General features: G+C 42.6%; 15 protein-coding genes and 1 pseudogene. 6 read left to right on the top strand and 10 right to left on the bottom strand.

Going from position 1 to position 22,773, the window contains the following annotated elements; all coding sequences use genetic code 11:
* Nucleotides 1-72 precede the first annotated feature (72 nt).
* Nucleotides 73-285: pseudogene (locus PL11201_RS24150) on the top strand (transposase); the annotation flags it as partial.
* A gap of 138 nt (nt 286-423) precedes the next feature.
* Here PL11201_RS24150 and PL11201_RS24155 read toward each other — a convergent pair.
* From PL11201_RS24155 to PL11201_RS24175, 5 genes are all read right to left on the bottom strand, one after another.
* Nucleotides 424-4,521, bottom strand: a complete 4,098-nt coding sequence (locus PL11201_RS24155; RefSeq protein WP_079681393.1) for a hybrid sensor histidine kinase/response regulator — start codon at nt 4,519-4,521, stop codon at nt 424-426.
* Nucleotides 4,522-4,729: 208 nt separating this feature from the next.
* Nucleotides 4,730-8,140 carry a methyl-accepting chemotaxis protein gene (locus PL11201_RS24160; protein WP_079681394.1) on the bottom strand — a complete coding sequence of 1,137 codons (3,411 nt, stop codon included), beginning with the start codon at nt 8,138-8,140 and terminating at the stop codon, nt 4,730-4,732.
* 288 nt (nt 8,141-8,428) lie between these two features.
* Nucleotides 8,429-8,953, bottom strand: coding sequence for a chemotaxis protein CheW (locus tag PL11201_RS24165; RefSeq protein WP_079681395.1), 525 nt, complete (start codon nt 8,951-8,953; stop codon nt 8,429-8,431).
* A 13-nt stretch (nt 8,954-8,966) separates the two neighbouring features.
* Entirely contained in the window at nt 8,967-9,332 is a 366-nt protein-coding gene (locus PL11201_RS24170; RefSeq protein ID WP_079681396.1) for a response regulator transcription factor, read from the bottom strand.
* 265 nt (nt 9,333-9,597) lie between these two features.
* Nucleotides 9,598-10,833, bottom strand: a complete 1,236-nt coding sequence (locus tag PL11201_RS24175; protein ID WP_079681397.1) for a response regulator — start codon at nt 10,831-10,833, stop codon at nt 9,598-9,600.
* 467 nt (nt 10,834-11,300) lie between these two features.
* Between PL11201_RS24175 and PL11201_RS24180 the strand changes: the two genes are divergently transcribed.
* Entirely contained in the window at nt 11,301-11,996 is a 696-nt protein-coding gene (locus PL11201_RS24180; RefSeq protein ID WP_079681398.1) for a GDSL-type esterase/lipase family protein, read from the top strand.
* 65 nt (nt 11,997-12,061) lie between these two features.
* Here the strand turns inward: PL11201_RS24180 and PL11201_RS24185 are convergent, their stop codons facing one another.
* From PL11201_RS24185 to PL11201_RS24195, 3 genes are all read right to left on the bottom strand, one after another.
* Nucleotides 12,062-12,628: a maltose acetyltransferase domain-containing protein gene (locus PL11201_RS24185; RefSeq protein WP_079681399.1), complete on the bottom strand. Its 567-nt coding sequence runs from the start codon at nt 12,626-12,628 to the stop codon at nt 12,062-12,064.
* 1 nt (nt 12,629) lies between these two features.
* Nucleotides 12,630-14,900, bottom strand: coding sequence for an ATP-binding protein (locus PL11201_RS24190; protein ID WP_079681400.1), 2,271 nt, complete (start codon nt 14,898-14,900; stop codon nt 12,630-12,632).
* 165 nt (nt 14,901-15,065) lie between these two features.
* Nucleotides 15,066-15,923, bottom strand: a complete 858-nt coding sequence (locus tag PL11201_RS24195; protein ID WP_079681401.1) for an amino acid ABC transporter substrate-binding protein — start codon at nt 15,921-15,923, stop codon at nt 15,066-15,068.
* 155 nt (nt 15,924-16,078) lie between these two features.
* Here PL11201_RS24195 and lpdA point away from each other — a divergent pair, with 155 nt between their 5' ends.
* The 4 genes from lpdA to PL11201_RS24215 all read left to right on the top strand — a co-directional run bounded on the left by lpdA (nt 16,079) and on the right by PL11201_RS24215 (nt 20,170).
* Complete coding sequence (lpdA, locus tag PL11201_RS24200; RefSeq protein ID WP_079681402.1) at nt 16,079-17,509, top strand: dihydrolipoyl dehydrogenase; 1,431 nt, start codon at nt 16,079-16,081, stop codon at nt 17,507-17,509.
* Nucleotides 17,510-17,673: 164 nt separating this feature from the next.
* A complete protein-coding gene (locus PL11201_RS24205) occupies nt 17,674-18,048 on the top strand; it encodes a hypothetical protein (protein ID WP_079681403.1) in 375 nt (124 codons plus the stop codon).
* Between the two features lie 101 nt (nt 18,049-18,149).
* Complete coding sequence (locus tag PL11201_RS24210; RefSeq protein WP_079681404.1) at nt 18,150-18,827, top strand: Uma2 family endonuclease; 678 nt, start codon at nt 18,150-18,152, stop codon at nt 18,825-18,827.
* A gap of 257 nt (nt 18,828-19,084) precedes the next feature.
* Entirely contained in the window at nt 19,085-20,170 is a 1,086-nt protein-coding gene (locus PL11201_RS24215; RefSeq protein WP_079681619.1) for a DUF3474 domain-containing protein, read from the top strand.
* A gap of 66 nt (nt 20,171-20,236) precedes the next feature.
* Here PL11201_RS24215 and PL11201_RS24220 read toward each other — a convergent pair whose 3' ends face one another.
* Nucleotides 20,237-20,959 (bottom strand): hypothetical protein, encoded by a 723-nt coding sequence (locus PL11201_RS24220; RefSeq protein ID WP_079681620.1) that lies wholly within the window; start codon nt 20,957-20,959, stop codon nt 20,237-20,239.
* A gap of 186 nt (nt 20,960-21,145) precedes the next feature.
* Nucleotides 21,146-22,729, bottom strand: coding sequence for a bifunctional metallophosphatase/5'-nucleotidase (locus PL11201_RS24225; protein WP_079681405.1), 1,584 nt, complete (start codon nt 22,727-22,729; stop codon nt 21,146-21,148).
* Between the last annotated feature and the right edge of the window lie 44 nt (nt 22,730-22,773).

The following is a 22,773-nucleotide window of genomic DNA, read 5'->3' on the forward strand; positions in this document are numbered from 1 at the left end:
GTAGCACTAATTTCAGGATTTCATATTAGACCTCTTGCAAAAAAAATCTATGCTATAATGCCAAACTTTCACTATAAACCGGATAAGCCTCTGTCAGTATTGATCGGTAATCTTAAAACTGTTAGTAGTAGGCTGATTCGCAAAGAATTTCCTTTGTTGGCATCAAAGTATTTTTACAATAAACATTATTTTTGGACAGGTTCTTATTTTGTCGCTAGTTGTGGTGGTATTACAGTTGAACAGTTGAAAAAATATGTTGAGCAACAATCAACTCCAGAAAATTAAATCGAATTCGCTATCGCTCATGTTTTCTTTGGTCGTGATTCATCTCACCGCCAAGCTAACGCTGTGGCGGGTGTCCTCTCACGACGTTAAGATAGAGGCTGAGATGATCTGCCCCTATTCACTATTAACAAGTAACTATTATCCCGCGGCAACCATCGTATTTCCCACCACTTCACCCTGTAACATTCGTCCGGCTGCTTCTAATAATTGCTCCTCCAAATAGGGTTTGGTAAAGTAACCTTTCGCCCCCAAATTAAAAGCCATTTGACGGTGACGATCCGCACCGCGAGACGTCAACATGGCAATGGGTAAATTTGTTAACGCCGGATCTTTTTGCATCCGAGATAACAACTCCAACCCATCCATCCGGGGCATTTCAATATCGCAGAAGACAATATCGCAGGGTAAACCCGATTTCAGTTTTTCCCAGGCTTCCTTACCATCCCGGGCTTCTTCCACACGATAACCAGATTTTTCAAACGTAATCGAAAGGAGCGATCGCACCGTAATCGAATCATCCACAATTAACACCGTCGGCTCCGACTTCTGAACCACAGGTTCCGCCGTGGCACTACCCATCTGCCAAATCTTGCCCGAAGCATCCCGACGAATCCGACCCATGGCCAAATCAATCAGTTCTAGGACATCGGCGATCGCCACAATTTGACCATCCCCTAACACCGTCGCCCCAGCAATCCCAATCGGTTTTGGTACGGGCCCTTCTAAGGGTTTGATCACAATTTCCTGTTCAATCAACACCTGATCCACCTGCACGGCCAAATAACTATTAGAAGACCGTAGGACAATCACCGAAATCATGTCTTCTTCTACATTTGCACCATAGACATTCCCCCGACCCAAATGGCGATGATAGGTCAACAGTTCCCGCAAATGACGTAGGGGCAAAATTGTACCCCGCCATTCCAACACCTTACTGCCATCGGACTCCGTGCGGATTTGTTCCCGAGGAACGTCAATCATATCTTCCACCCCATCCATTGGGAAAGCAATCCGAACCCGATCGCTCACGCAACACAAGGCCCGGGAAATACTCATATTCAGGGGCAAACGAATCGTAAACGTCGTCCCGTGTCCCAAGGTAGAATCCGTCGTGATCGCGCCCCGAATATCGGTTAAGCTGGTACGCACCACATCCATTCCCACCCCTCGACCCGCGAATTCATCCGCCACATCCTTCGTACTAAAGTTGGGCAAGAATAACAGGTCATAAATTTCTGGGTTACTCATACTTTCGGCGTCTTCGGCGGTAATGATTCCTTTCTGAATCGCCTTATTTTTCACCCGGTTGACATCAATACCACCCCCATCATCGGAAACCGCAATAATCGTTTGGTTTCCTTGGTGAAATACCCGAATCGAAATTCGGCCCACCGCCGATTTCCCCGCCGCCGTCCGAACATCCGCCGGTTCAATCCCGTGAGTAATAGCATTATTCACTAGATGAATCAAGGGGTCGTGGAGTTTACCCAGTAACATTTTGTCAATTAAGGTATCTCGACCCTCCACAAATAACTCCGCCTGTTTCCCACACTTGATCGAAATATCCCGCACGGGACGTTTCAGGGCGTCTGCCTCACTGCCAAAGGGTTCCATGCGGGCGCGATTTAACCCTTCTTGTAACGCTGTTGTAATCCGTCGCAACTCCCGAGTTACTTGGTCGGCTTCTTCAACTAAAAATCCAATATCTGCACTGGACTCCCGCACCCGCACAATTAACTCAATAATCTCTTGGGACAGGGTATGGAAGGGCGTAAACCGATCCAGTTCCGTTGAGTCTAAATCATTATTGGAATCATCATCATGAATCGAGGAACTGTCCGAAAACCAGAAGGGTTTGCGACGGTGGGACAGTAGGGAAATTTCCAAGAGCGATCGCTCATAAAAATCCTGCATCCGTTGACCCACATCTCCCAATAAAGAAACCTGATGCAGCAAATTATCCAAAAACTGTCGCATCCGTTCTTGGTCTTGTTCCAAACTGTTGCGGTTAACGACCAGTTCCCCCATCAAGTTACTCAGACCATCCAGTTGTTTCACCGGAACCTTGACAATTTGTTCGGCAATGGGTTTAGCAAATGTCCCCCTAGGAGGAGTGGTGGTTCGAGATCGAGGAGGAGCATCTTCAATCAATCGAATTAATGCGATAAATTCCGAATCCTCCTCCGAGAGTTGTGATTCTGTGTTAACGGCTTTGCGGGCGGTCTGGGAGTTAATATTTTTAGGAGGATCGGGTGTCCAGGGTTCAGCCACGGGGGTATGGAGCAGTTGATCCAAATCCAAGAAATCCTCATCTTCCACCGTCGTTTCAGCAGCCGTTGGCTGACTATCTGCCCCTCCTAAATTGAGTAGGGCATCCAAACTGGCAAAATCATCCTCCGGCAGTTCTAGGGTGGGCTGCACCGTCGCTACAGGTTCTAATTTTGGGGACATCCGGGGGAGTTGAGTGGGACTTGGCTGATCCAGGGTTACATCCGCGGCTTCTTCGAGTTCTCCTTGTAAAAGTTCTTCAAACCAATCTTCTTGAACATTCATCTGACCCGATGTGCTGCTGTCGGTTTCCCGACTGGCTTGGATTTTGGGGTCAAACTGGTCAAATAGATCATCTAAATTTTCCGCATCTTCCAATAACTCCGTAATTTGAGCCGGGGAAAGATCGACAGAACGGGCAGATGGCATCCCCTCTTGGGGATTAATCGCTAACAACTCATCAAATAAATCCCCAAAACCATCTACCGGGTCATGCTGTCGGGTTTCTACCGACATCGGCTTGGTTGCTGTTCCCGTTTCTGGGATGGCTGACTCCCCATCACTGAGGTGATCAAAGAAACTCAATAGATCATCATCGGCTCCAGAAGTCACTAAACCGGGTTTTTGTTTGGTTTTACCCTTCTGGGTTTGGGGTGGATAGCCAGAGGTTGACCGTTGATTGAACTCAGGTTTTTCGTCTCCCAACAAATCAAAAAAGTCCCCCGATATTGATTCTGTTTCGGTTTCCAAGGACGGGGAAGTTGACGCGGGGGCTTCTTCCGTCACCTCCTGCTCCCATTGATCCAAACCTTCAAATAAATCTCTGAGACTGTTATATTCTTCGGGGGTAATTTCTGGGCCGTTTTGTAAACGGGCTGGGGTATTACTGGGGTTGGTCACTGAATCTGACCAGTTCACATCGGAGAAAGAATTGTTGGGTGCTGCTACTTTAGGGTTTTTTTTCTTACTATTTCCCTGTTTCAACTGACCCGATTTTGTGGCTGTCTCCGTCGTAGTTTTAGGCGGTTTAGATTGACTTGGAGATGTTTCAGGAGATGATGTAGATGGAGGCGACGATTTGGTTTTTTTATCTGTTTTTGCCGGGCTAACCGTCTTGGGCAAAAGTTTTGTAATCCCTTCTGTTACAACAATTTCCCCCTCTCGATTCACTAAAACCAGTTCTTGGGCTTCTTTAATAGATTTAATCACAATCGGAGCTAGACTCCGATAAGTATTATCAGGATTGGCAATCACTTTTTCTAGGATCTCAATAAACTTAACCCAATTGGGCAAATCAAAGAGTTCCCCCGCCCGGGCTAAACTCCGACAGGTTTCGATTAACCCTTGACGAGTTTTTGGGGTTTCTGACTGTTTGAACTGTTGCAACATTTCTCGCAGACGTTCGGGAACATCACTGCGAAATACCAAGTCCTTCGCACTACTAGGAGGTTCTTTAGATATAACAGGAGTAGGAATGGGGCGATTAGATACAGAGGACGTAGGCCCGGTTTCTACTTCAGATGATCGCTTTGTCCCCTGTTGTTGAACCACTTTAATATGGTAATTTAAGGCTTCAAAAACAGGCTCAACATCCTGCAAAATAGCACTAGCTGCTTCTTCCGTTAAGCCATAGGGCCCTGATAACTGATCGATTAAGGCCTGTAATGTATCAAAAACCTGTAAAAATAATGATTCTAATTGTTGATCGATAAATTGAGTCGGAAGACGGTTTTCTTTCAGGATTTTAAAACTATCTTCTAACCTGTGAGCCGTTTGTTGAATACTATTAAGTCCCAACATCGCCGCCCCACCCTTGACCGAATGAGCCGCTCGGAAAACTTCATTGAGCAGTTCTGGATCTTCAATCGTCGTTTGTAGATTGAGTAATCCCTGTTCAATCGTATTGAGGTGGTCTTTCGCCTCCTCAATAAAATAGCCCATAATCCGTTGTTGCTGTTCAAGTTGCATATAAGTTATCCGTAATCAGTTATCAAAAAAGGCGGGCAATGGGGAATAGGGAATGGGCAATGGATAAGAGTTTTCTTCCAACAAATAACCGGGTCTGTTTCTTCCCTATTGCAAGAGTGCCCATTCCCCTATCTGCATTATCAGTAATCAGTTTGTCAATGGTTAATTAATTCGTAATTCATAATTCGTAATTCGTAATTTTCCGAGGCTAACCTTTCTCCGAGGAATCAACGCGGAAGCGTTCCACCGATGTCAGCAGGTCTCGCGCCACACCCACGAGTTTAGTTAAGGCACTGGACACCTTTTGGGCTTCGGTAGAAGTTTCTTGGGCGCTATGTTCCACCGCTCGCATCACCTGGGCGACGGCGCGGGCGGTTTCGTTTTGTTCAACGGTATCCGCCGTAATTGAACGGACGAGAACGTCAATCCGGTTGGTCACCTGAATAATGTCATCCAGGGCTCGTTTAGCTTGTTCCGCGAGGCGAGTCCCCTCAATCACCTGTTGATGACCTTGGGACATCGCCATCATCACCGTGTTGGTTTGGCTTTGAATTTGCATCACAATTTGTTCGATATCCTTTAAGGATTTCGCCGACTTATCTGCCAACTGTCGGACTTCATCGGCAACGATCGCAAATCCCTTACCCGCTTCTCCAGCCCTGGCTGCCTCAATACTAGCGTTTAAAGCCAGTAAGTTAGTCCGGGAGGCAATTTGAGAAATCAGCCCCACAATTTTAGAAATTTCCTGAGACGATTCTCCCAAACGCTTGACTTCTCGGCTAGTTTCTGCTACGGTTTCTCGAATTTTTAGAATCCCGGCCACGGTCATTTGTACCGCTTCCCCGCCTTTGGTCGCTAAGGCGGCCGCCGACCGAGCCACTTCTTCAGCTTCCCGCGCACTTTCAGCCACCCGTTGAATGGCATCGGTCAGTACCTGCACCGAGTTTAAGGTAGCAGCGAGTTCCTCCGCCTGGCGGAAAGCATCCCCGGCCACATCCTTGGCAAAGGTCGCACTATCGGTAGCTCCCTTACTCACCTGACGGGCGGCTTGTTTCACCTGTACCACAATTTCCCGCAGGTTTTGAATGGTTAAGTTAAAGGAATCCGCCACTGCCCCCAAAACGTTCGCCGTCACTTCTGCGGTTACAGTTAAATCTCCTCGGGCCGCCCCTTCCACGTCATCCAAGAGCCGAATCACCTGACGGTGTAAATCATCCCTAGCGTCTTCCTGTTCCTTAGCCTTGCGTTGGGCTTCTCGGGTAATACTTTGGATAAATTGGGCTGCATGGTTGAATTTAGAAGACATTTTCCCAAACTCATCCTCGGCAAAAACCGTGGCCCGGGCATCTAAATTACCCTTACTGATGGCATCAAACTGAGCTTGTAAATCGTCTGTGGCCTTAGAAATTTGTTGGGCACTGATCCGACCCAATCCCCAGGTCGCCAGAAAACTAGTCGCCCCAGCTACTGTGGTCAGCAGCCATCCGGTGCCTCGCAGATAGTCTACGACTTCGGACTTATTATTCAAGGAAGCGGTACGAGTCGCAATATTGGTGGCCGTTGCCACTAAAATCAGGGTCACCAGTCCCGTCCCCATCGCCATATACAAGGGTTTCCGCTTCAAGGAGGCATTTTCCAAGAAAGAGAATGGCCCCTGCTCGGTGGTGACCATCGTATCTATCCCTTCTCCGAAGTCTGGGGTTAGGGTGGTTACAGCCGATGCAGCGTAAGCCGTATTAAAAATCTCATCATCCCGAATCGCTGAACTGTCACTGTCGATGGTACTATTGCTGGTGGTATTACCAAATTTACTATCGACACTACTAAAATCTGAATCAACGTACAGGTCATTGTCCCCACTGTCGGTGATGCCAAAATCCCCAATATCATCAAATTCTTCAAAATCCTCTAAGAAATCATTGGGGGTCTGAGCCACCACCTGGCCATTTTGAGAACGGCCATTGGTATCATGGCTCTCCACCGTGACATCAAAGGAATCTCCAAAGGTATCTTCATCAAAGGTATCGAGATCAAAACTATTGGGAATGTCCGCCGAATCGAAAACCAGATCATCGGGTTCTTCATATTCTTCCGCATCAACATAATGGGAACGGTCGGCACCATTTATACCTGAGAGGGGGCCAGAGTCGTCGGGGTCGGACAAATAGGGATCATTGACCGCATTATTGGTTAATAGTGTTTCTTCTTCGTTGCTTTCTTCAGCATCCAGAACCTTATAGTTAGCCGTCATATTAGGAGTGTTCGGGGGTAGGGTAACAGCAATCTTGGCATCATCAACGAAGGGTTCATCTGAAAAACTAAAAGCTGAATCCAAATCAGGGTCAAACTCATCTTCCTCAAATAGTGGAGTTTCCTTGACGGAGACGAAACCATTTTGGGATGGGGGTTCATGATTAACAAACTCCTGATCTGAATCGGCTGCATCTTCTAAAGGGGCAAAAATATCATCAAGTTCTGCTTCAAAGTTCGAGGAAGCCATCACCCCTGTAGAGTTACCATTAGAGGACTCATGACTAGCACCGTTGAGTTCTCTTTGATCTGCTGGATGAGATCCATAGGCTTCTGGATCGTTTAACCCCCCCAATTCATCGTCATCCAAGCTATCAAATTCTAGGAATTCCGTCGGTTGAGATAAATAATCTGGGGATGACCCATTCAGAGTTTCCGGTGATTGGACTGAATCCGATTCGTCTTGGGGGTTTTCGGTTGGGGAATCGAGCCAATCTAAGACCTCATCCTCGGAAGAAAATAAATCCCCACTTAACTGTTCGAGATCACTGGTGTTCGATTCATCACTGGCAAAGTTTTGCCCCAAGAGGGGTTCATCTTCTTCTAGTGTAAACGGATCGGCTTCTAATTCAGTGAAAGAATTTTCTGGGTCTAGGGGGTTTAAAATTTCTGTACCTTCGTCTAAGTCTCCCCCTGGAGCAAAAGGATTATCTTCGGTGAAGGTTAGGGGAGATTGACTGCCATTGGACTGTATATAATCGGGTTCATCCTCTGAATTGTCGAACTCTAAACCGATGGCAGCATCCAGATTGGAAGTGGATAAATCCAAGTCAGCATCGTCTAAGTCTGGGAAATCAAAGTTATCATCCGGCAAATCATTAAAATCCGACCGGGTTCCTTCGGTGGCTGCCCCATTCAATCCATGGGTATCGGCGGATTCTAGGTCTAAATCAGGCATGGAGGATTCTTCTGATAGCCAGTCTAAATCTTGGGTTAAATCAACTTCCCCATCCTCGATTTCTTCATCTACTAAAGCATTAAAAATTTCTGGGGAATCGGAGCTATCATCGAAACTGCCCGCAGGAGATTCGAGTAAGTATTGATCTGTATCGGCTAAGGCTTGATGGGCTTGTTCGAGTAATTCGGAGTCATGGGTCAAGTTGATCACTGCCTCATACTGCTCACGGGCGACATCATACTGCTGCAACCCATAGCCATAGATGTGACCACAGAGAAGACGGGCCGATGGATCTTCTGGATAATCTTCCAACAGTTGATAAACCAGCGCCGCCGCCTGTTCGTAATTTCCCTGACAGTATGCTTCCTCGGTTTGCTGATACTCTTGTAGGAAGTCTGTGCTTGTTGCCATGAGCGATTCCCCTTTTGACTTTCAAGTTTAGTGTTGCTCGTGCTTAATAGTTAAGATTTCAATGTAGAAACACGGATCATAAGGATGTAACCCGGTCTGTAGTAGATTTTCTAATAATCCCGACCCTCGGCTGGGTGAGTGGGGATTGAAAGTTTAATCCTAGGGTAAAAAAACCGCTGGTGGGGGTTTTTGATTTCCCAGGTTAACAGCTTTAGCTTAAGCAGTTTTATAATCAATTGATAGATCGGTTTCCTCAACGGTTATAGGACGAAACCGGCTGCTGACGGGTCACGTTGCCCAACGAGCCGAGCGCAGAATGGCGATTTGGTCTAAAAGTCGCAGGACGCTGCCTTCGGTTCCAACTTGCCACTCTCCTTTGATAAAAGGAGTCATACTATCGCTGACTTGGGTGGGCATTTGCATTTTATCAGGGTCAAGCCATGCCATGTCATTGACTTCATCAACGGCTAATCCTAATATAATGTCTTGATCTTCAACGGCAATCACATGGATCTCTGTTCGATCCGTATTCAGGGGAGTTGAATCACCTAAAAACTGACCTAAATCGGCGACCCAAATCACTCGACCCCTAAGATTGAAGGTTCCCAGTAACAGGGGGGAAACATTAGGAATTGGGGTCATCCGGTCTGGCGATTGAAAGAGTACCTCCCGAATCCCGATGGCGGGAAGGGCAAACTCACTCCGTGAAGGAACGAAAAAGCGAAGATGGGGTTCACCTTCGGGGGTTTCCAGTTCTTGAAATCCTGGACTGTCTGTTCCTGGCCCGGTTAAAAAATCAGGATTCCCAACCATGGTTATTTTTCACCTATCCTCTAAGTAATTGTTTAACGGTTCCGACTAATTCTTCAGGTTGAAAGGGTTTAGCAATATAAGCATCTGCCCCTTGTTTCATTCCCCAATAGCGGTCAAATTCTTCCCCTTTAGAGGAACACATCACGATGGCAATATTACGGGTTTTGGGATCGGATTTTAGGCGACGACAGAGTTCATAGCCGTTCATCCTGGGCATGACAATATCTAGCACCATTAAATCGGGGCGGTTTTTTTGCACTTCTTCGAGTGCTTCCACACCGTCAGTGGCGATACTGACTTTTAACCCATTCTGCTTGAGAAGACCACAAATCATCTCCCGTTGAGTGACACTATCTTCCACAACCATAACTGTATTCATCTTTCTTCTCCCTTAGAAACTCCCAAATTACCTGTAGTCAGGTTGGCGGTTTGAGTCCAAGTGGAACGAGGTTTATGCTGCATTACAAATTCATCGTAGAGTGTAAGAAAACCTAAGTATCTCAAAAGATGTGATTCTATTTCGATTATACAAATCTTTGAGAGCCGAAATTGATCCGGCTGGGGGTTTTCTGTTTCAGGGGATGTCGCGGTCGCAGAAACGGTCAATGGATTCCATTGCCGGAGATCAGCCAGGTGATATTAGGTCAAAGGGTTTCTAACTCTGTCATAAATTCATCTTCTAAATCTGTATTAACAGAAGCATCTATTGTTTTTCCTGGCCCAATATAGGTTTCAACTAATGTTAATAATTCGGCATCTCCAAAGGGTTTTGTTAAATAATTTGTCGCCCTCACCATACGGGCTTTAAGTCGGTCAATAAATCCATCAATTCCTGTTAACATAACAATCGGAGTTTGACGGAAAGCCGTAGAATTTCTTAACATTGCACAGATTTCATACCCATTCAATTCAGGCATAGCAATGTCACAAAGAATTAAATCAGGTTTTAGCTGAAAAACTAAACTCAATGCTTTTAAAGGGTTGCCAATTGCTGTGGCTTCATAGCCCTGTTCTCTTAAAATGATTTCAACACTTTCCCGAATTACTAGATCATCATCAATACAAACAATTCTCGGAGTTCTATTCCTATCAGTAAAGGTTTCTGGCTCGTTAAAAATGTTTTCAGGATGGAGAGCCAACAATTGTACAAGTCCCTGTTGGACAAAGGGATAAATAGCCTTGGCTACCGTGACAATATCTCGGTGTAAGTAACGGGAAATTTGACGAATTGAGGTTTGACCATCCGCCCAATGATTTAGGCTTTCAAATACTTTGGGTCGGACTGTTTTTTGTAATTTTGACCGATCGGTGATCAAGGGACATTGGTTGGGGGAGGTAATATGGGGATGGAATTTTTTCCACTCTTGAACTTGTTTGAAAATATCGGCTAATAAGGGACTAATTTCTAAGGTGGTTAACTGGGGGGCTAATCCCGATCCCATTTCAAAAATAAAAGCACCTTGATGTAAACTCAGCAAGTCAAATAGGGTTTCTTGAACCATACAATGAATGATATTACGGGCGATGTTTGGGGTAATTACTTGATTTTCTAGCAACACCCATAAATATCCGTATTCGGGCGCATTGACCGACGTGATCGAAGGAACTTCTAACTCTGAAAGCACGGTTTCGGCCTGATAGCGCCGTAAGTAATCCCGTAATCTCTGGAGGCTTCCTTCGCTTTGGCCGGCATAGATAATTCGACCATTCCAAGAAAACACTAACCAACATTGTCCCGTGAGACGAATGGGATGGCGTTCCATTTCCATCGTCGTCTGGGATGAACTGTAAGCTTCTACCATGAGTTCCCCTGTCCTCTGGCCAAGCTCAATCAGTTGTAAAATACTACGAATATCAATTTCGTTTAAAGAGCCTTGCATTTAGCAAGTTGCCTCCTGCAAATCAGTTTCAGTTTATATATAGCAGGGAACATTCGCGGTGGAACATCCAAACGGCTTTTAGCCAATATTCCACAGCAAGTTGTCTTCAGGTTCAAATCATAGAGCCAAGATGCCCCTTTGTCCCGTCGCAAAGCCTATGGGTTCTAAGAAAGTTCTAAGAAAGTAGAACTCACATTGAGCATACCAGTCCGAGGCTTGGAATACAACTTAAAGGGATTGATAGTTCTGGTGTGGGAACTCCGATTTTCTGGGTATCTTTTCCCTAGCAAGGGTCTGATGCTGGTAATTCGGAGGTAACTTAGGGTGATTTGATGAAAAATTTGCGAAATATAGGCAGGGAATCTAGTGAAAAGTCCCTGGAGATGTTAACTTTTATAAACGCCCTCTGGAAACAAATTACGATTCTGACCGGGTAAACTGTCCATCCATCATGATTTTCAAGCAAAATGCAAGCAGCGATCAATCCCACCCTAGCTAATTTGTCCATTGTTCCCCAACGTCAGCCTCTGAAAGTTGTGGTATTAGGAGATAGTCTCGTCTATGGATTTGGTGATCCTGAAGGGGGTGGCTGGGTGGAGCGACTGCGGCGTCAATGGATGTCACCGGAGGCAGTTGGCCCGATTCTTTACAATTTGGGGGTACGGGGAAATCGGGTGATTCAAGTTTGCGATCGCCTAGACCAAGAATTGCGCCATCGGGGAGAATTACGCAACCGTTTACCTGACGTGAGTGTTTTTTCTGTGGGATTAAATGATTCGGCGCGGGTACAATCGTTTCAAGGTCGCAATTATACGGAATTTGATCATTTTGAAACCACCCTACATCGTTTATTGGATAAAGCTCAAAAAATGTGTCAGGTTGTATTTGTGGGAATGGTTCCGGTTGATGAAAGTAAAATGCCCTTTCAAGGCTGTTTATATTATACTTTGGCCGATCAATTTCGCTACAAAGATGCCACTCGTCTCGCCTGTTTAGAGCGCAATATTCCCTATTTAGATTTATTGGAAATTTGGCTAGATCGAGGGGAACATTGGTGGAAATCTCGGTTATGTTCGGATGGTTTACACCCGAATGTTGCTGGATATGAGGCGTTATTACAGGACATTCACCAATGGGAACCTATTCAGAAATTAGCCCATTAATCTAGGAACTCCAGGGGTAAAATCTTTCCCTCCGGTGTTCCCTATTCCCTATTCCCTATTCCCTGCTATAAACTCCGAATCACCCGACAAGGATTTCCCGCCGCTAAAACCCCAGGAGGAATATTATCAACCACCACACTCCCGGCGCCAATGGTGGTATTGTCGCCAATTTCTACCCCTGGACAAATAATCGCACCGCCACCAATCCAAACATTATCACCTATTTTAATCGGTGCTGCTAATTCTTTTCCGGTTAGGCGTAATTCGGGATCAATTGGATGATAGGCGGCATAAATTTGAACATTGGGCGCTAATAAAACATTATCCCCAATTTCAACATAATTGCAGTCTAGGATAATACAATTAAAGTTCATATAAACATTATTCCCCAGTTTAATATAACAGCCATAATCACAATAAAATGGGGGAGTAATGCACAGATTATTTCCGATTTTATCGAATAACTCCAAGAGAATTAGTTGACGAGTTTCTAACTCATCTTCTGTGGTACTGTTATATAAACGAGTCAGTTTAGAAGCGCGTTTACGTCCTAAAACTAACTCGGGATCGTTACCGAGATATAATTCTCCCGCCAGCATTTTTTCCTGTTCGGTTTTGGGTATATTATCCATACTAATCCGCATTAATCCAACGAAACACAGAAGCGATCGCCCGGTTCACAAAACTATTGGGTTTCTCCCCAATAATTTTACGTTGAGCTTGATCCCGTTCTAATTCTAATTTAGCAATTAATCGTTCTCCTTTTTGTTCACGAATCAAAGCCACCAAATAATCATGGGTAAGTTGATATCGATCATCGGGGATATCCGGGAGGTGTAGAATTAATCCTTCCTCTACTAATACTTCTAACAAAGGTTCAATTTTACTAAATTCTGTATTTAATTCTTCGGCGAGTTCTTTGCTAGTTTTCAGGGGACGGTGTTCTTGTTCACTGGTCAAAACATTGAGAATTTTAATTACTATTCGTTCATTTTTGGTACTACAATCTCGAATGATTTCATCCAAAAACTGCTCTAACATTTTTTGTCTGGGATATTCTCCCAGTTTTCTGTATTGTTCTAGGGTTTGAATATCATTGGATTGTAATTGGGTTCCAATCAATTGTAATTCAATCGGTCTAATTTGATCAATATTAACAGTTAAATCTTGAATTAATTGATTCATTAAATCAGGTTTTATATTAAATTGAGCTCGCTCAACTTGATTTTGAATTAATTTTTTTGCTTGAATTAAAGTAAAGTTATCTAAGCCATAAAGCACTTTTCTTGAGAGGATTTCAGCCTGAATAACATCTTCTAAATTAGTTCGGCGATCGCATTCTAACAAATAATGTAAAGCATCATCTCTTAATGAGAGTAAAATCTTAATTGAATCCAAGCTCAAACTTTCTTTTAAAAATTCATAAAAGGGTAATCGTTGTTCTAACTGTTTACACACCACAAAAAATTCTTCAAATTGATCAAAAATTAATATCGTGGGAATTTGATTTTGATCATTGCGTTTGAGTAAATTGATCACTGAATTTAAGTTCCAGGTTTTCGGGTTGGGTTCGCGTAACCAGTCGGTATAAATTCTGAGTAAAATTGGTGTAGCAACTTGAGGATTACGCCCCTGTTCTTCTAAGAGCTTGGGTATAATTCCTGCATTCAGTAATGAACTTTTTCCTACCCCGGACTCTCCATGCAAAATAATCAGTTTATGTTGCGGGTCTTGAATCCGTTCAAATAGGGCTTGAACATCCTTTAAACGGTCGGAATTTTCAATTTCTACAGCGATAGATTGTTGTTGTTCATTCGGTTTAGATTGGGCTTGTAAGGTGCGAACCCCAATAAAGGCGCGTAACCCATATTGATATTCTATTTTAATTTTTTCTTCCTTTAAACGGGAGGCTTGAATATATAAATCTTGATCAAAATAAAGTTTGTGTAAAGCGGTCAAAATTCTGAGATAACCCTTGGGATCATCTTCAAGACTGGTTCTTTTTAAGGCTTCTTCGAGTTGACTAACCGTAGTTTCCCACTGTTTTAATTCCTGTTTGGATTCCGTGAGTAAATAAAGATAGGAATTATTAGAACTGGCGGTGGTGCTCATCGGGTCACTGTAGGTAGATTGACCTTGAATGGCTAAGGCTAACTCCGCTAATTGATTGGCGTGCGCCCATTTAGATTCATGTAACGCAGCTTCGGCCAAGAAACCATAATCCTTGGCTAACTGGGTTTCTGAACCATAGGAAATATGTAATTCAATGGCTTTTTTGGCTGCTTTTTGCAGTGCGTCCCATTCCTCTAATTGTCTTAAAACCGTGGTTAATTCCCCAATAAATTTAGACATTAAATCAGGGCGATTGACTTTATCAAAAATTTCTAAGCTTTTCTCAAAATAGTTTCTAGCTTCTTGCAAGTTTTGAGTATTTTTTGAGGGATTATCGGACTGACTTAGGGTGACAAAACATAACCCCAAATGGAATAAAACCCCCCCCATTTGTTCGATAAATTGATTGGGTAAAATGGTTTCTCGGTTAGCCATAGAAAGCATCTCTAAATTGCCTTTAGCTAAAGCCGATGGCCAATATTCCAAACTGCGACGATAATGGTAAAGAGTCGCTTCTAGGTCGTGATTATCGTAGGCTTCTCGACCCAAAATAAATTGTAATCCGGCGATTAAGGTGGGTAATAATTGCTGGTAGTTGTTTTGTCGAACTTGCTGAAGAATGACTTTAAATTCAGCATAGGAGTCTCCCAAAAGCGTAGCATTGCTTTGGAATAGCTCCGTATTGGGATCTAAAATTCCGGTAAACACCTGCTCAACACAGCGATTGAGAAATAGAATAGATGGGGAGGAAGGATTACCAGGAACAGTTTGGGGGGGAGTAATGTCGCTCATACGATTGCCTCAGACTGGGTGTAGTCTTAGAAGTATTAATAGTGTGGCATTTTTTGGATTAAAAAACAATAGTTGGGAAAAGCATCGAGGTATCCCTGGATATTTTCAAGGATACCCGTTTAAAGATTAAACCTTGGGGTGGGTTGGGCTAGAAATTTTGCCTGTTTATGGTAAACATTTATTATGAGCCGCTTCGAGGGTTTTTACATAATCTGAATCTTTTCCATATAGTCCCGTTAAAATATTAACTGTTTCTTCGACTAAGATCAAAGAATTTACCGTATTAATCCAAGATATATCTCCGGCGGGAAGAATCATGCCATAAAATTCACAGGTTAAGGGTTCCTTGGGAATTAAAGCATAATCTTGAGGTTTGATGGCTGGATTTCTCAGCACTTCTCCAATTAATAATAATCCGTCACTGGCGAAGGCATTTAAACGACCCTGAACCACATCTTCCACGGCATTTTTTCGACCGTCAACTCCTGGGTATTCTACAACTTTTGCTAAGGAATAACGACTGCTAATAAACTGTTGGGTTAAGGAAGCGGGTAAGACCCCAATGGAAATGGCTTCTAAAGCTCCCGAGGGTTGAATATAAGATTGATTATCCGGTCGAACTAATAAATGAACACCTGTGGCTAAAAACCGATCAGAATAGGTAATACCGGATTCTGGATTCCGCAAAATTGTATTAGGGCCACATTCTAAATGAACTTTTCCTTCCCTGACCAGTTGTTCCCGATTTTGCAAATTTGAGGGAATTAATTGTACTTCTATGGGTTTACTTAGTTTTAACTGTTTTTGCAATCTTTCTCCTAATAAATCCATTAATTTAATACAATATCCCTCCCATTTACCATCGGCGGAAACAAATCCTAATGGGGGTGCATCTTCTCGAACTCCTACTTTTAAAACTCCGGTTCTTTTAATTTCTTCTAAAACTGTTCCAGCAAAACTTTGTGCTGGGAAAAGTACCGATAAAATCAGACTTAATGTAATAGTCGCGAGTTTGGTTTTCATGTGATAATCAGGGTGAAAAACACAGTAATCGAGTCTAGCTTACCGCAAAAAGCCGGGGGCAGACCAAATAATCTGGCTTTTGTAAAGGCGATTGAGTTGGCAAGGGACAGGGAAAACGGTAATATTTTTTAATCCCAATAGAGTAGTAACAGAATATGGATTACGATTTAGTGATTATTGGTGCGGGAGTGGGCGGACATGGTGCTGCTATCCACGCCGTTGGTTGTGGCTTGAAAACCGCAATTATTGAAGCGGGGGACATGGGGGGAACTTGTGTTAACCGAGGCTGTATTCCCTCTAAAGCCCTATTAGCCGCATCGGGACGAGTGCGAGAATTACATAATACCCATCACTTAAAAAATTTGGGCATTCAGTTAGGACAAGTCAGTTTTGATCGCGAACAAATTGCCAACCATGCTGATAATATTGTAACTAAACTTCGGGGTGATTTAACCAATAGTTTGAAGCGGTTAGGGGTTGATGTAATCCAAGGTTGGGGCAAAGTTTCAGGGGCGAATAAAGTGACCATTGAAACCACTAATGGGGAAAAAACTATTACCGCTAAAGATATTATTTTAGCCCCGGGTTCTGTGCCCTTTGTTCCCCCTGGAATTACGATTGATCATCAAACAGTTTTTACCAGTGATGATGCGGTTAAATTAGAATCCCTACCCCCATGGATTGCTATTATTGGAAGTGGCTATATCGGATTAGAATTTTCTGATATTTATACGGCTTTAGGTTGTGAAGTTACCATGATTGAAGCCTTGGATCAATTAATGCCAACCTTTGATCCTGATATTGCTAAATTAGCTCAAAGGGTTTTAATTAATCCCCGGGATATTGAAACCAAAGTCGGAAAATTAGCTTTAAAAGTAACGCCGGGTTCTCCGGTTATTATTGAGTTAGCCGATACCAAAACTAAAGAAGTAGAAGAAGTCCTAGAAGTGGATGCTTGTTTGGTCGCCACTGGACGCATTCCTGTGAGTAAAAATTTAGGTTTAGAATCGGTTAATGTTGAACCTATTCGGGGCGGTTTTATTCCTACAAATGATCATTTAGAGGTATTATCCGGGGGTGAACCTGTTCCCCATTTATGGGCGATTGGAGATGTGACGGGTAAAATGATGTTAGCCCATACCGCATCCGCCCAGGGGGTCGCCGTTGTGGAGACTATTTGCGGACGTCCTCGGGCTGTGGATTATCGGAGTATTCCGGCGGCGGCTTTTACCCATCCTGAAATTAGTTATGTGGGTTTAACTGAACCGGCGGCGAAGGAATTAGGACAAACAGAAGGGTTTGAAATTGCAACGGTGAAAACCTATTTTAAGGGGAATTCTAAAGCCATTGCGGAGGGAGAAACCGAAGGGATGGCTAAAATGATTTATCGTAAAGATACGGGGGAACTTTTAGGGGTTCATATCTTTGGTCTTCATGCTTCTGATTTAATTCAGGAAGCGGCAAATGCCATGTATCACCGTCAATCTGTCCATGATTTAGTGTTCTCGGTTCATACCCATCCTACCCTTTCTGAAGTGCTTGATGAAGCCTACAAACGGGCTGTTTTTAGTGTTGGGGGTCATTAGAAAATATCAAAATTATCCTGTAGGGGTGAGGCGCGCCTCGCCCCTACAACGAATGGGATGTCAAACTATTGATCCAATTGATTTAGACTTGCTATATATCTTGATTAACGTTAAATTTCATATCATGATATCATTGATTTTAGATCAATTAAGAGGATTAATCTATGTCTTTTTACTATCAAAACCTAGAGGCTTTTTTGAAATTATTAGAAGAACAGCCTCAATTATTTAATAACTCACACCGTCAAGATCTGATTGAGTTGATTGAACCCTTACCCGATGATATTGAAACTTTGTCAATTGCGATCGCCAGTTGGTATGAAAACTATGATGATATTGTGGATGCTCAGTTAGAAATTCTGAATAGTGCTATTTTAATTAATAACGATTCTGAACAAACAGCAACTTCAAAATTAGCATTAGCTCGTTTACCCCTAACTAATATTAGTTCTGTTCCCAAACCCAAACTTGAGTTAAACAAGGAAACTTTAAAAAATGCCATTCAACCCTTATCGGGAACAACTCCTCCTCAATTATAATTGATGGCGTAAAAAATCTCGGTTGATTTCATATCAATCTATTCGACAAATGATTGAAGTTTACGCTAAACTATATCTATCTTAATTGGGTTAACCTGTTTATGTTTATTGTTGATCACGAACCCGCTAACCTTCAAAGATTAGAACAACCGGGAGAATTTGATGATATTATATTTCCACCTAGTGATTTATGGAGTGAGGAACCTCCCGTGGAAAGTGATTTACACCGCAGACAAATTGATCTCCTGATTCATCTTTTAGAGTGGTGGTGGCGAAACCGTCAAGATTTTTATGTTTCTGGAAATTTAACTATCTATTTTAACCCGAATCAAAAAAAATCACAGGATTTTAGAGGGCCAGATTTCTTTGTGGTTTTAGACACAGAACGCAAACCCCGGCGGAGTTGGGTGATTTGGGAAGAAGGCAAATATCCTAATATTATTATTGAACTTTTATCCCCATCCACCGCAGAAATTGATAAAGGATTAAAGAAACAACTCTATCAAGATAACTTTCGCACCTTTGATTATTTTTGGTTTGATCCTGATACCTTAGAATTAGCCGGATTTCATTTAGTAGAGGGTAAATATCAACCCCTTGAACCTAATGCTCAAGGATGGTTATGGAGTCAACAATTAGAATTATTTTTAGGTCTTTATAACTCCCAATTGCGTTTTTTTACCTCAGACGGTCAACTCCTCCCCACTCCCGAAGAAGCAGCAATAGCAGCAGAAATATTATTAGCAAAATATCGCGAACAATTTGGGGAGTTAACCTAATCTTTTAAGTCGGTGGTCATAAAACGTTGTTGGGTTTTAGCCCTCCCCTGAACACCCAAGCCCCACCCCTGACCAAGATTAGCCGAATAATTTTGCTCATTTAAGATTTGTTACGAAAATTAAGGTCTAATCAAGGTAAAATAAATTCCGTTCAGAACCCGCAGTTTAGGTTATTATCCCCAACCCTGATATTTGCGATTCAGTTTGGGGTGAAAACACAACTCGGGACTACTCATTCAGATTCAATTACAATATCTGTGCAATCATCCAATAAGTCTAACCAGGCCACCCTTAGTGCCTCAGCAACCAGAAAATCAGAGTTACCCTTTACTCTCCAAGATATCAAAGCGGCCATTCCCGCCCATTGTTTTGAACCCTCAGTTGGGAAATCTCTAAGTTACTTCTTCATTGATATTTCGATCATTGCCGGTCTGTATTTTGTAGCCTATAAACTCGATTCTTGGCTGTTTTTCCCCATTTTTTGGGTGATGCAAGGAACGATGTTTTGGGCGTTATTTGTTGTGGGCCATGACTGCGGCCATGGGTCTTTCTCCAAAATCAAATGGCTGAATAACTTAATTGGCCATCTGTCCCATATTCCGATTCTAGTTCCCTATCACGGTTGGCGCATCAGCCATAGAACCCATCACGCCAATACCGGAAATATTGATACCGATGAAAGTTGGCATCCGGTAACGGAAAGTACGTTCAATAATATGGTTTGGTATGAAAAGCTGTTGCCCTTTTATATCCCCTTAGTCGCCTATCCGGTTTATCTGTTCCGAAGTTCTTCTCCCCTTCGTAAAGGCTCTCACTTTTTGCCGAGTAGCCCTATGTTTAAAGAGTCCGAAAAATGGGATGTTATTACCAGTACATCTTTAATGATTGTAATGGTTAGCTTTTTAGGGTTGATCACTTATCAGTTTGGATGGGTGTTTTTCCTGAAATACTATTTCATGCCCTATTTCGTGTTTGTGATGTGGCTGGATTTAGTCACCTACTTACATCATACCGAGGCTGATATTCCCTGGTATCGGGGGGAAGATTGGTATTTCCTCAAAGGAGCTTTATCCACAATTGACCGGGATTATGGCTTTATTAATCCCATTCATCATAATATCGGAACTCACGTTGCTCATCACATTTTCTTGAGTATGCCCCACTATCATTTAAAAACAGCAACAGAAGCGATTAAACCCCTACTGGGTGAATATTATCGGTCTTCTAATGAACCGATTTGGAAAAGTTTTATTAAATCCTATCGGTCTTGTCATTTTGTTCCTGATAACGGTTCAAAAGTCTATTATCAATCGGCTTGGAATTCTGACAAAACCGTTGATTAGATCCTGTAAATCTTTAAGAAACCGAGTTTTAAAACCATTGTTTAGAACCCGGTTTTTTTCTGGGAATTATTGAATTTTAACGGTTAATTGATAACTAGCATTCCCCCGAGTTCCACCAACGATAATTTCATAATTTCCGGTGGCGGGTAATTTCAAACTAGACTGGGTGGCTTCAGTTTTCAAAACCTGCCCATTGGGAGCAATCACATCAAAAACAGCATTATTTTCTAAAGCGGTAATTTTTAGATCCATTCTTTGACCCTGGTTGGCTTTTAATAAATAGATATTGCGAGTTCCTCGCACCACCGACTGACTCACAGTTGCCGAATTTTTCCCTGGGGCAAAACGAACTTGAGAGACTAAACAGGGTTGTTTTTTATAAACTGTTCGTCCCGTATTTAAAGAGTCTGAATTTAATGTCCAAGTTTCCTTGGTTTTTTGAGTATCTAACTCAATTTTTGTAGTGATATTTAAGTTTAATTTATTGCCATTTTTCGTCCCTTCTAATATTTGAGTATAGGACGTATAATAGGATTCTTTTTTGTTATGAATGGTGGCTTCAACTCGACCCGTGACTTTATTCCCATCAATATAAATCCGGGCAGTAGAGTCCATATTATCATCAGCAACAGAAAAACAATATCCTTGAATTGAGGAAGCAGAATTAGAATTTTGAGCTAATTGGACTGAAGAATTAGAGATCACAGAATCCAATGTTAAACTATTAAGATTAGGACTCAAGCTAAGAATTGTTCCAGTCAAAACAACAAAATTGAATAATTTGATCATAAAAAATTTGGGTAGAAACTCCGTATTTTGGGGTTTAGGGGGATGGCTTTTTCCATTATATAGCAATCCGTATAGGATTTGTGATCAAAACCTGTAGGGGTTTGGTCTCCAAACCCTCTTTACGCCTGGGTTTGGAGACCAAACCCCTACGATAAAATATTTAGGATTGCTATATCTTAAAAATGATTATTTCACCCTAATCCGATCGCCCGATTTCATATTAATTTCCGATTGCTTTTTAATATAATCAATCACCACATCCGCCAATAAAAATCCGGTGTCAACTTGATTTTTTCCTGATTTCATCACTTCATAACCATCTCCTCCGATGGACATGAAATTATTGGCAACCACTCGATAGGTGGCGGTTAAATCCAGGGGTTTTTCTTGCCCTGATTGATCAATAATGGTAACGGAAATAACCCGAGAACCCGCCGGAGCTTTTGGATCATAAATGAACCTTAATCCTGAAACTTGGGGGAATCTTCCCTCTCCTAATTCTACTTGACTGACGCCATGTTCTAAGGCTTGTTTGAGTTGTTCTCCGGTTAAATCTAAGCGAGCAATTGTATTCCCAAAAGGCATGACTTCAATCACTTGACTCACACTAATATTTCCGGCGGGAATACTAGACCGAATTCCTCCAGAATTTAATAGGGCAATTTCAGCGCCATCGGGTCTTAATTTATTTAACATAGCATCGGTAATTAAGTTCCCTAAATTAGTTTCTTGAGTTCTAACTAAATCTCGACTTCCTTCTAAGGGGGTGAGGGTTTTTCCAATAATAGTTTGGCGTAGGACTTCTAGGGAAGCGGAAAATTTTGCTAACTGTTGGGCAAAGCTGGCATCCGGCTGAATTTGAACATCAATGGCGTGGGGTGTGCCTGTCCAAGAAGTTACTTCCCCTCGGCGATTAAATTTAACTTGTAAATCCCCTAAATATTTGCCCCATTCCCAAGACGTCACCACTAAAACCTTCTGACCTTTCGGGGTGGTTTCAACAATAGGATAGGGTTGTTTAGCATTGGGCATGGAACCTAACGGCGTGTGGCTATGTCCCCCGATAATAATATCAATATCATTGACGGTTTTAGCCAGTTCTAAATCCGATTCTAAGCCAATATGAGTTAATCCAATAATTTTATTCACTCCTTGTTTTTTTAACTCAGAAACCGCCTTTTTTGCCGCTTGAATAGCATCGGTAAAACCCACTCCTTCCCCGGGACTCGACATATTAGCCGTGGCTTCTGTGGTTAAACCAAATACCCCGATTTTTTTCCCTTTAACCGATAGAATCACCCAAGGTTTTACTAACCCAGCCAAGGGAGAATTAGGTGCGATTTCCAGATTGGCCGAAAGCATAGGAAACTTAGCTTTTTTAATAAAATTAGCTAAAACGGTTTGTCCTCGGTCAAATTCATGGTTTCCCAGGGTAACCGCCTGATAATTCATCTGATTATAAAAGGGTAAATCCGCTTGACCTAAATATTGGTTAAAATATAAAGTGCCTTGAAAAATATCCCCCGCATCTAGGAGGAGAGTTTCTCGGGGATTTTGGATTTTTAAGCGATCAATTAGGGTTTTACGTCGGACAATGCCTCCTAGTTCTGTCTCATTAACGGTGATGGGTTCTAGGTGGGCGTGATGATCATTGCTATGGATAATTCTCAGGTCAAATCCAGGATTGAATAATCCTAAACTGGGGGGAGCGATCGCTAAAATTATCCCGACAAAAAATAGAATAAAACTGTATTTTAGTATTCGTTTCATAAGTTTAATAAAAATTGAGATTTCTCTACAGAATGAATAATTTT

Origin of the sequence: Planktothrix sp. PCC 11201 (assembly GCF_900009135.1) — a bacterium.
Taxonomy (GTDB): Bacteria; Cyanobacteriota; Cyanobacteriia; order Cyanobacteriales; family Microcoleaceae; genus Planktothrix.

Bases quoted from the DNA above. Each gene is read 5' to 3' on its own strand.
- PL11201_RS24155 (WP_079681393.1), bottom strand. From the start codon at position 4,521: ATGCAACTTGAACAGCAACAACGGATTATGGGCTATTTTATTGAGGAG.
- PL11201_RS24160 (WP_079681394.1), bottom strand. From the start codon at position 8,140: ATGGCAACAAGCACAGACTTCCTACAAGAGTATCAGCAAACCGAGGAA.
- PL11201_RS24165 (WP_079681395.1), bottom strand. From the start codon at position 8,953: ATGGTTGGGAATCCTGATTTTTTAACCGGGCCAGGAACAGACAGTCCA.
- PL11201_RS24170 (WP_079681396.1), bottom strand. From the start codon at position 9,332: ATGAATACAGTTATGGTTGTGGAAGATAGTGTCACTCAACGGGAGATG.
- PL11201_RS24175 (WP_079681397.1), bottom strand. From the start codon at position 10,833: ATGCAAGGCTCTTTAAACGAAATTGATATTCGTAGTATTTTACAACTG.
- PL11201_RS24180 (WP_079681398.1), top strand. From the start codon at position 11,301: ATGCAAGCAGCGATCAATCCCACCCTAGCTAATTTGTCCATTGTTCCC.
- PL11201_RS24185 (WP_079681399.1), bottom strand. From the start codon at position 12,628: ATGGATAATATACCCAAAACCGAACAGGAAAAAATGCTGGCGGGAGAA.
- PL11201_RS24190 (WP_079681400.1), bottom strand. From the start codon at position 14,900: ATGAGCGACATTACTCCCCCCCAAACTGTTCCTGGTAATCCTTCCTCC.
- PL11201_RS24195 (WP_079681401.1), bottom strand. From the start codon at position 15,923: ATGAAAACCAAACTCGCGACTATTACATTAAGTCTGATTTTATCGGTA.
- lpdA (WP_079681402.1), top strand. From the start codon at position 16,079: ATGGATTACGATTTAGTGATTATTGGTGCGGGAGTGGGCGGACATGGT.
- PL11201_RS24205 (WP_079681403.1), top strand. From the start codon at position 17,674: ATGTCTTTTTACTATCAAAACCTAGAGGCTTTTTTGAAATTATTAGAA.
- PL11201_RS24210 (WP_079681404.1), top strand. From the start codon at position 18,150: ATGTTTATTGTTGATCACGAACCCGCTAACCTTCAAAGATTAGAACAA.
- PL11201_RS24220 (WP_079681620.1), bottom strand. From the start codon at position 20,959: ATGATCAAATTATTCAATTTTGTTGTTTTGACTGGAACAATTCTTAGC.
- PL11201_RS24225 (WP_079681405.1), bottom strand. From the start codon at position 22,729: ATGAAACGAATACTAAAATACAGTTTTATTCTATTTTTTGTCGGGATA.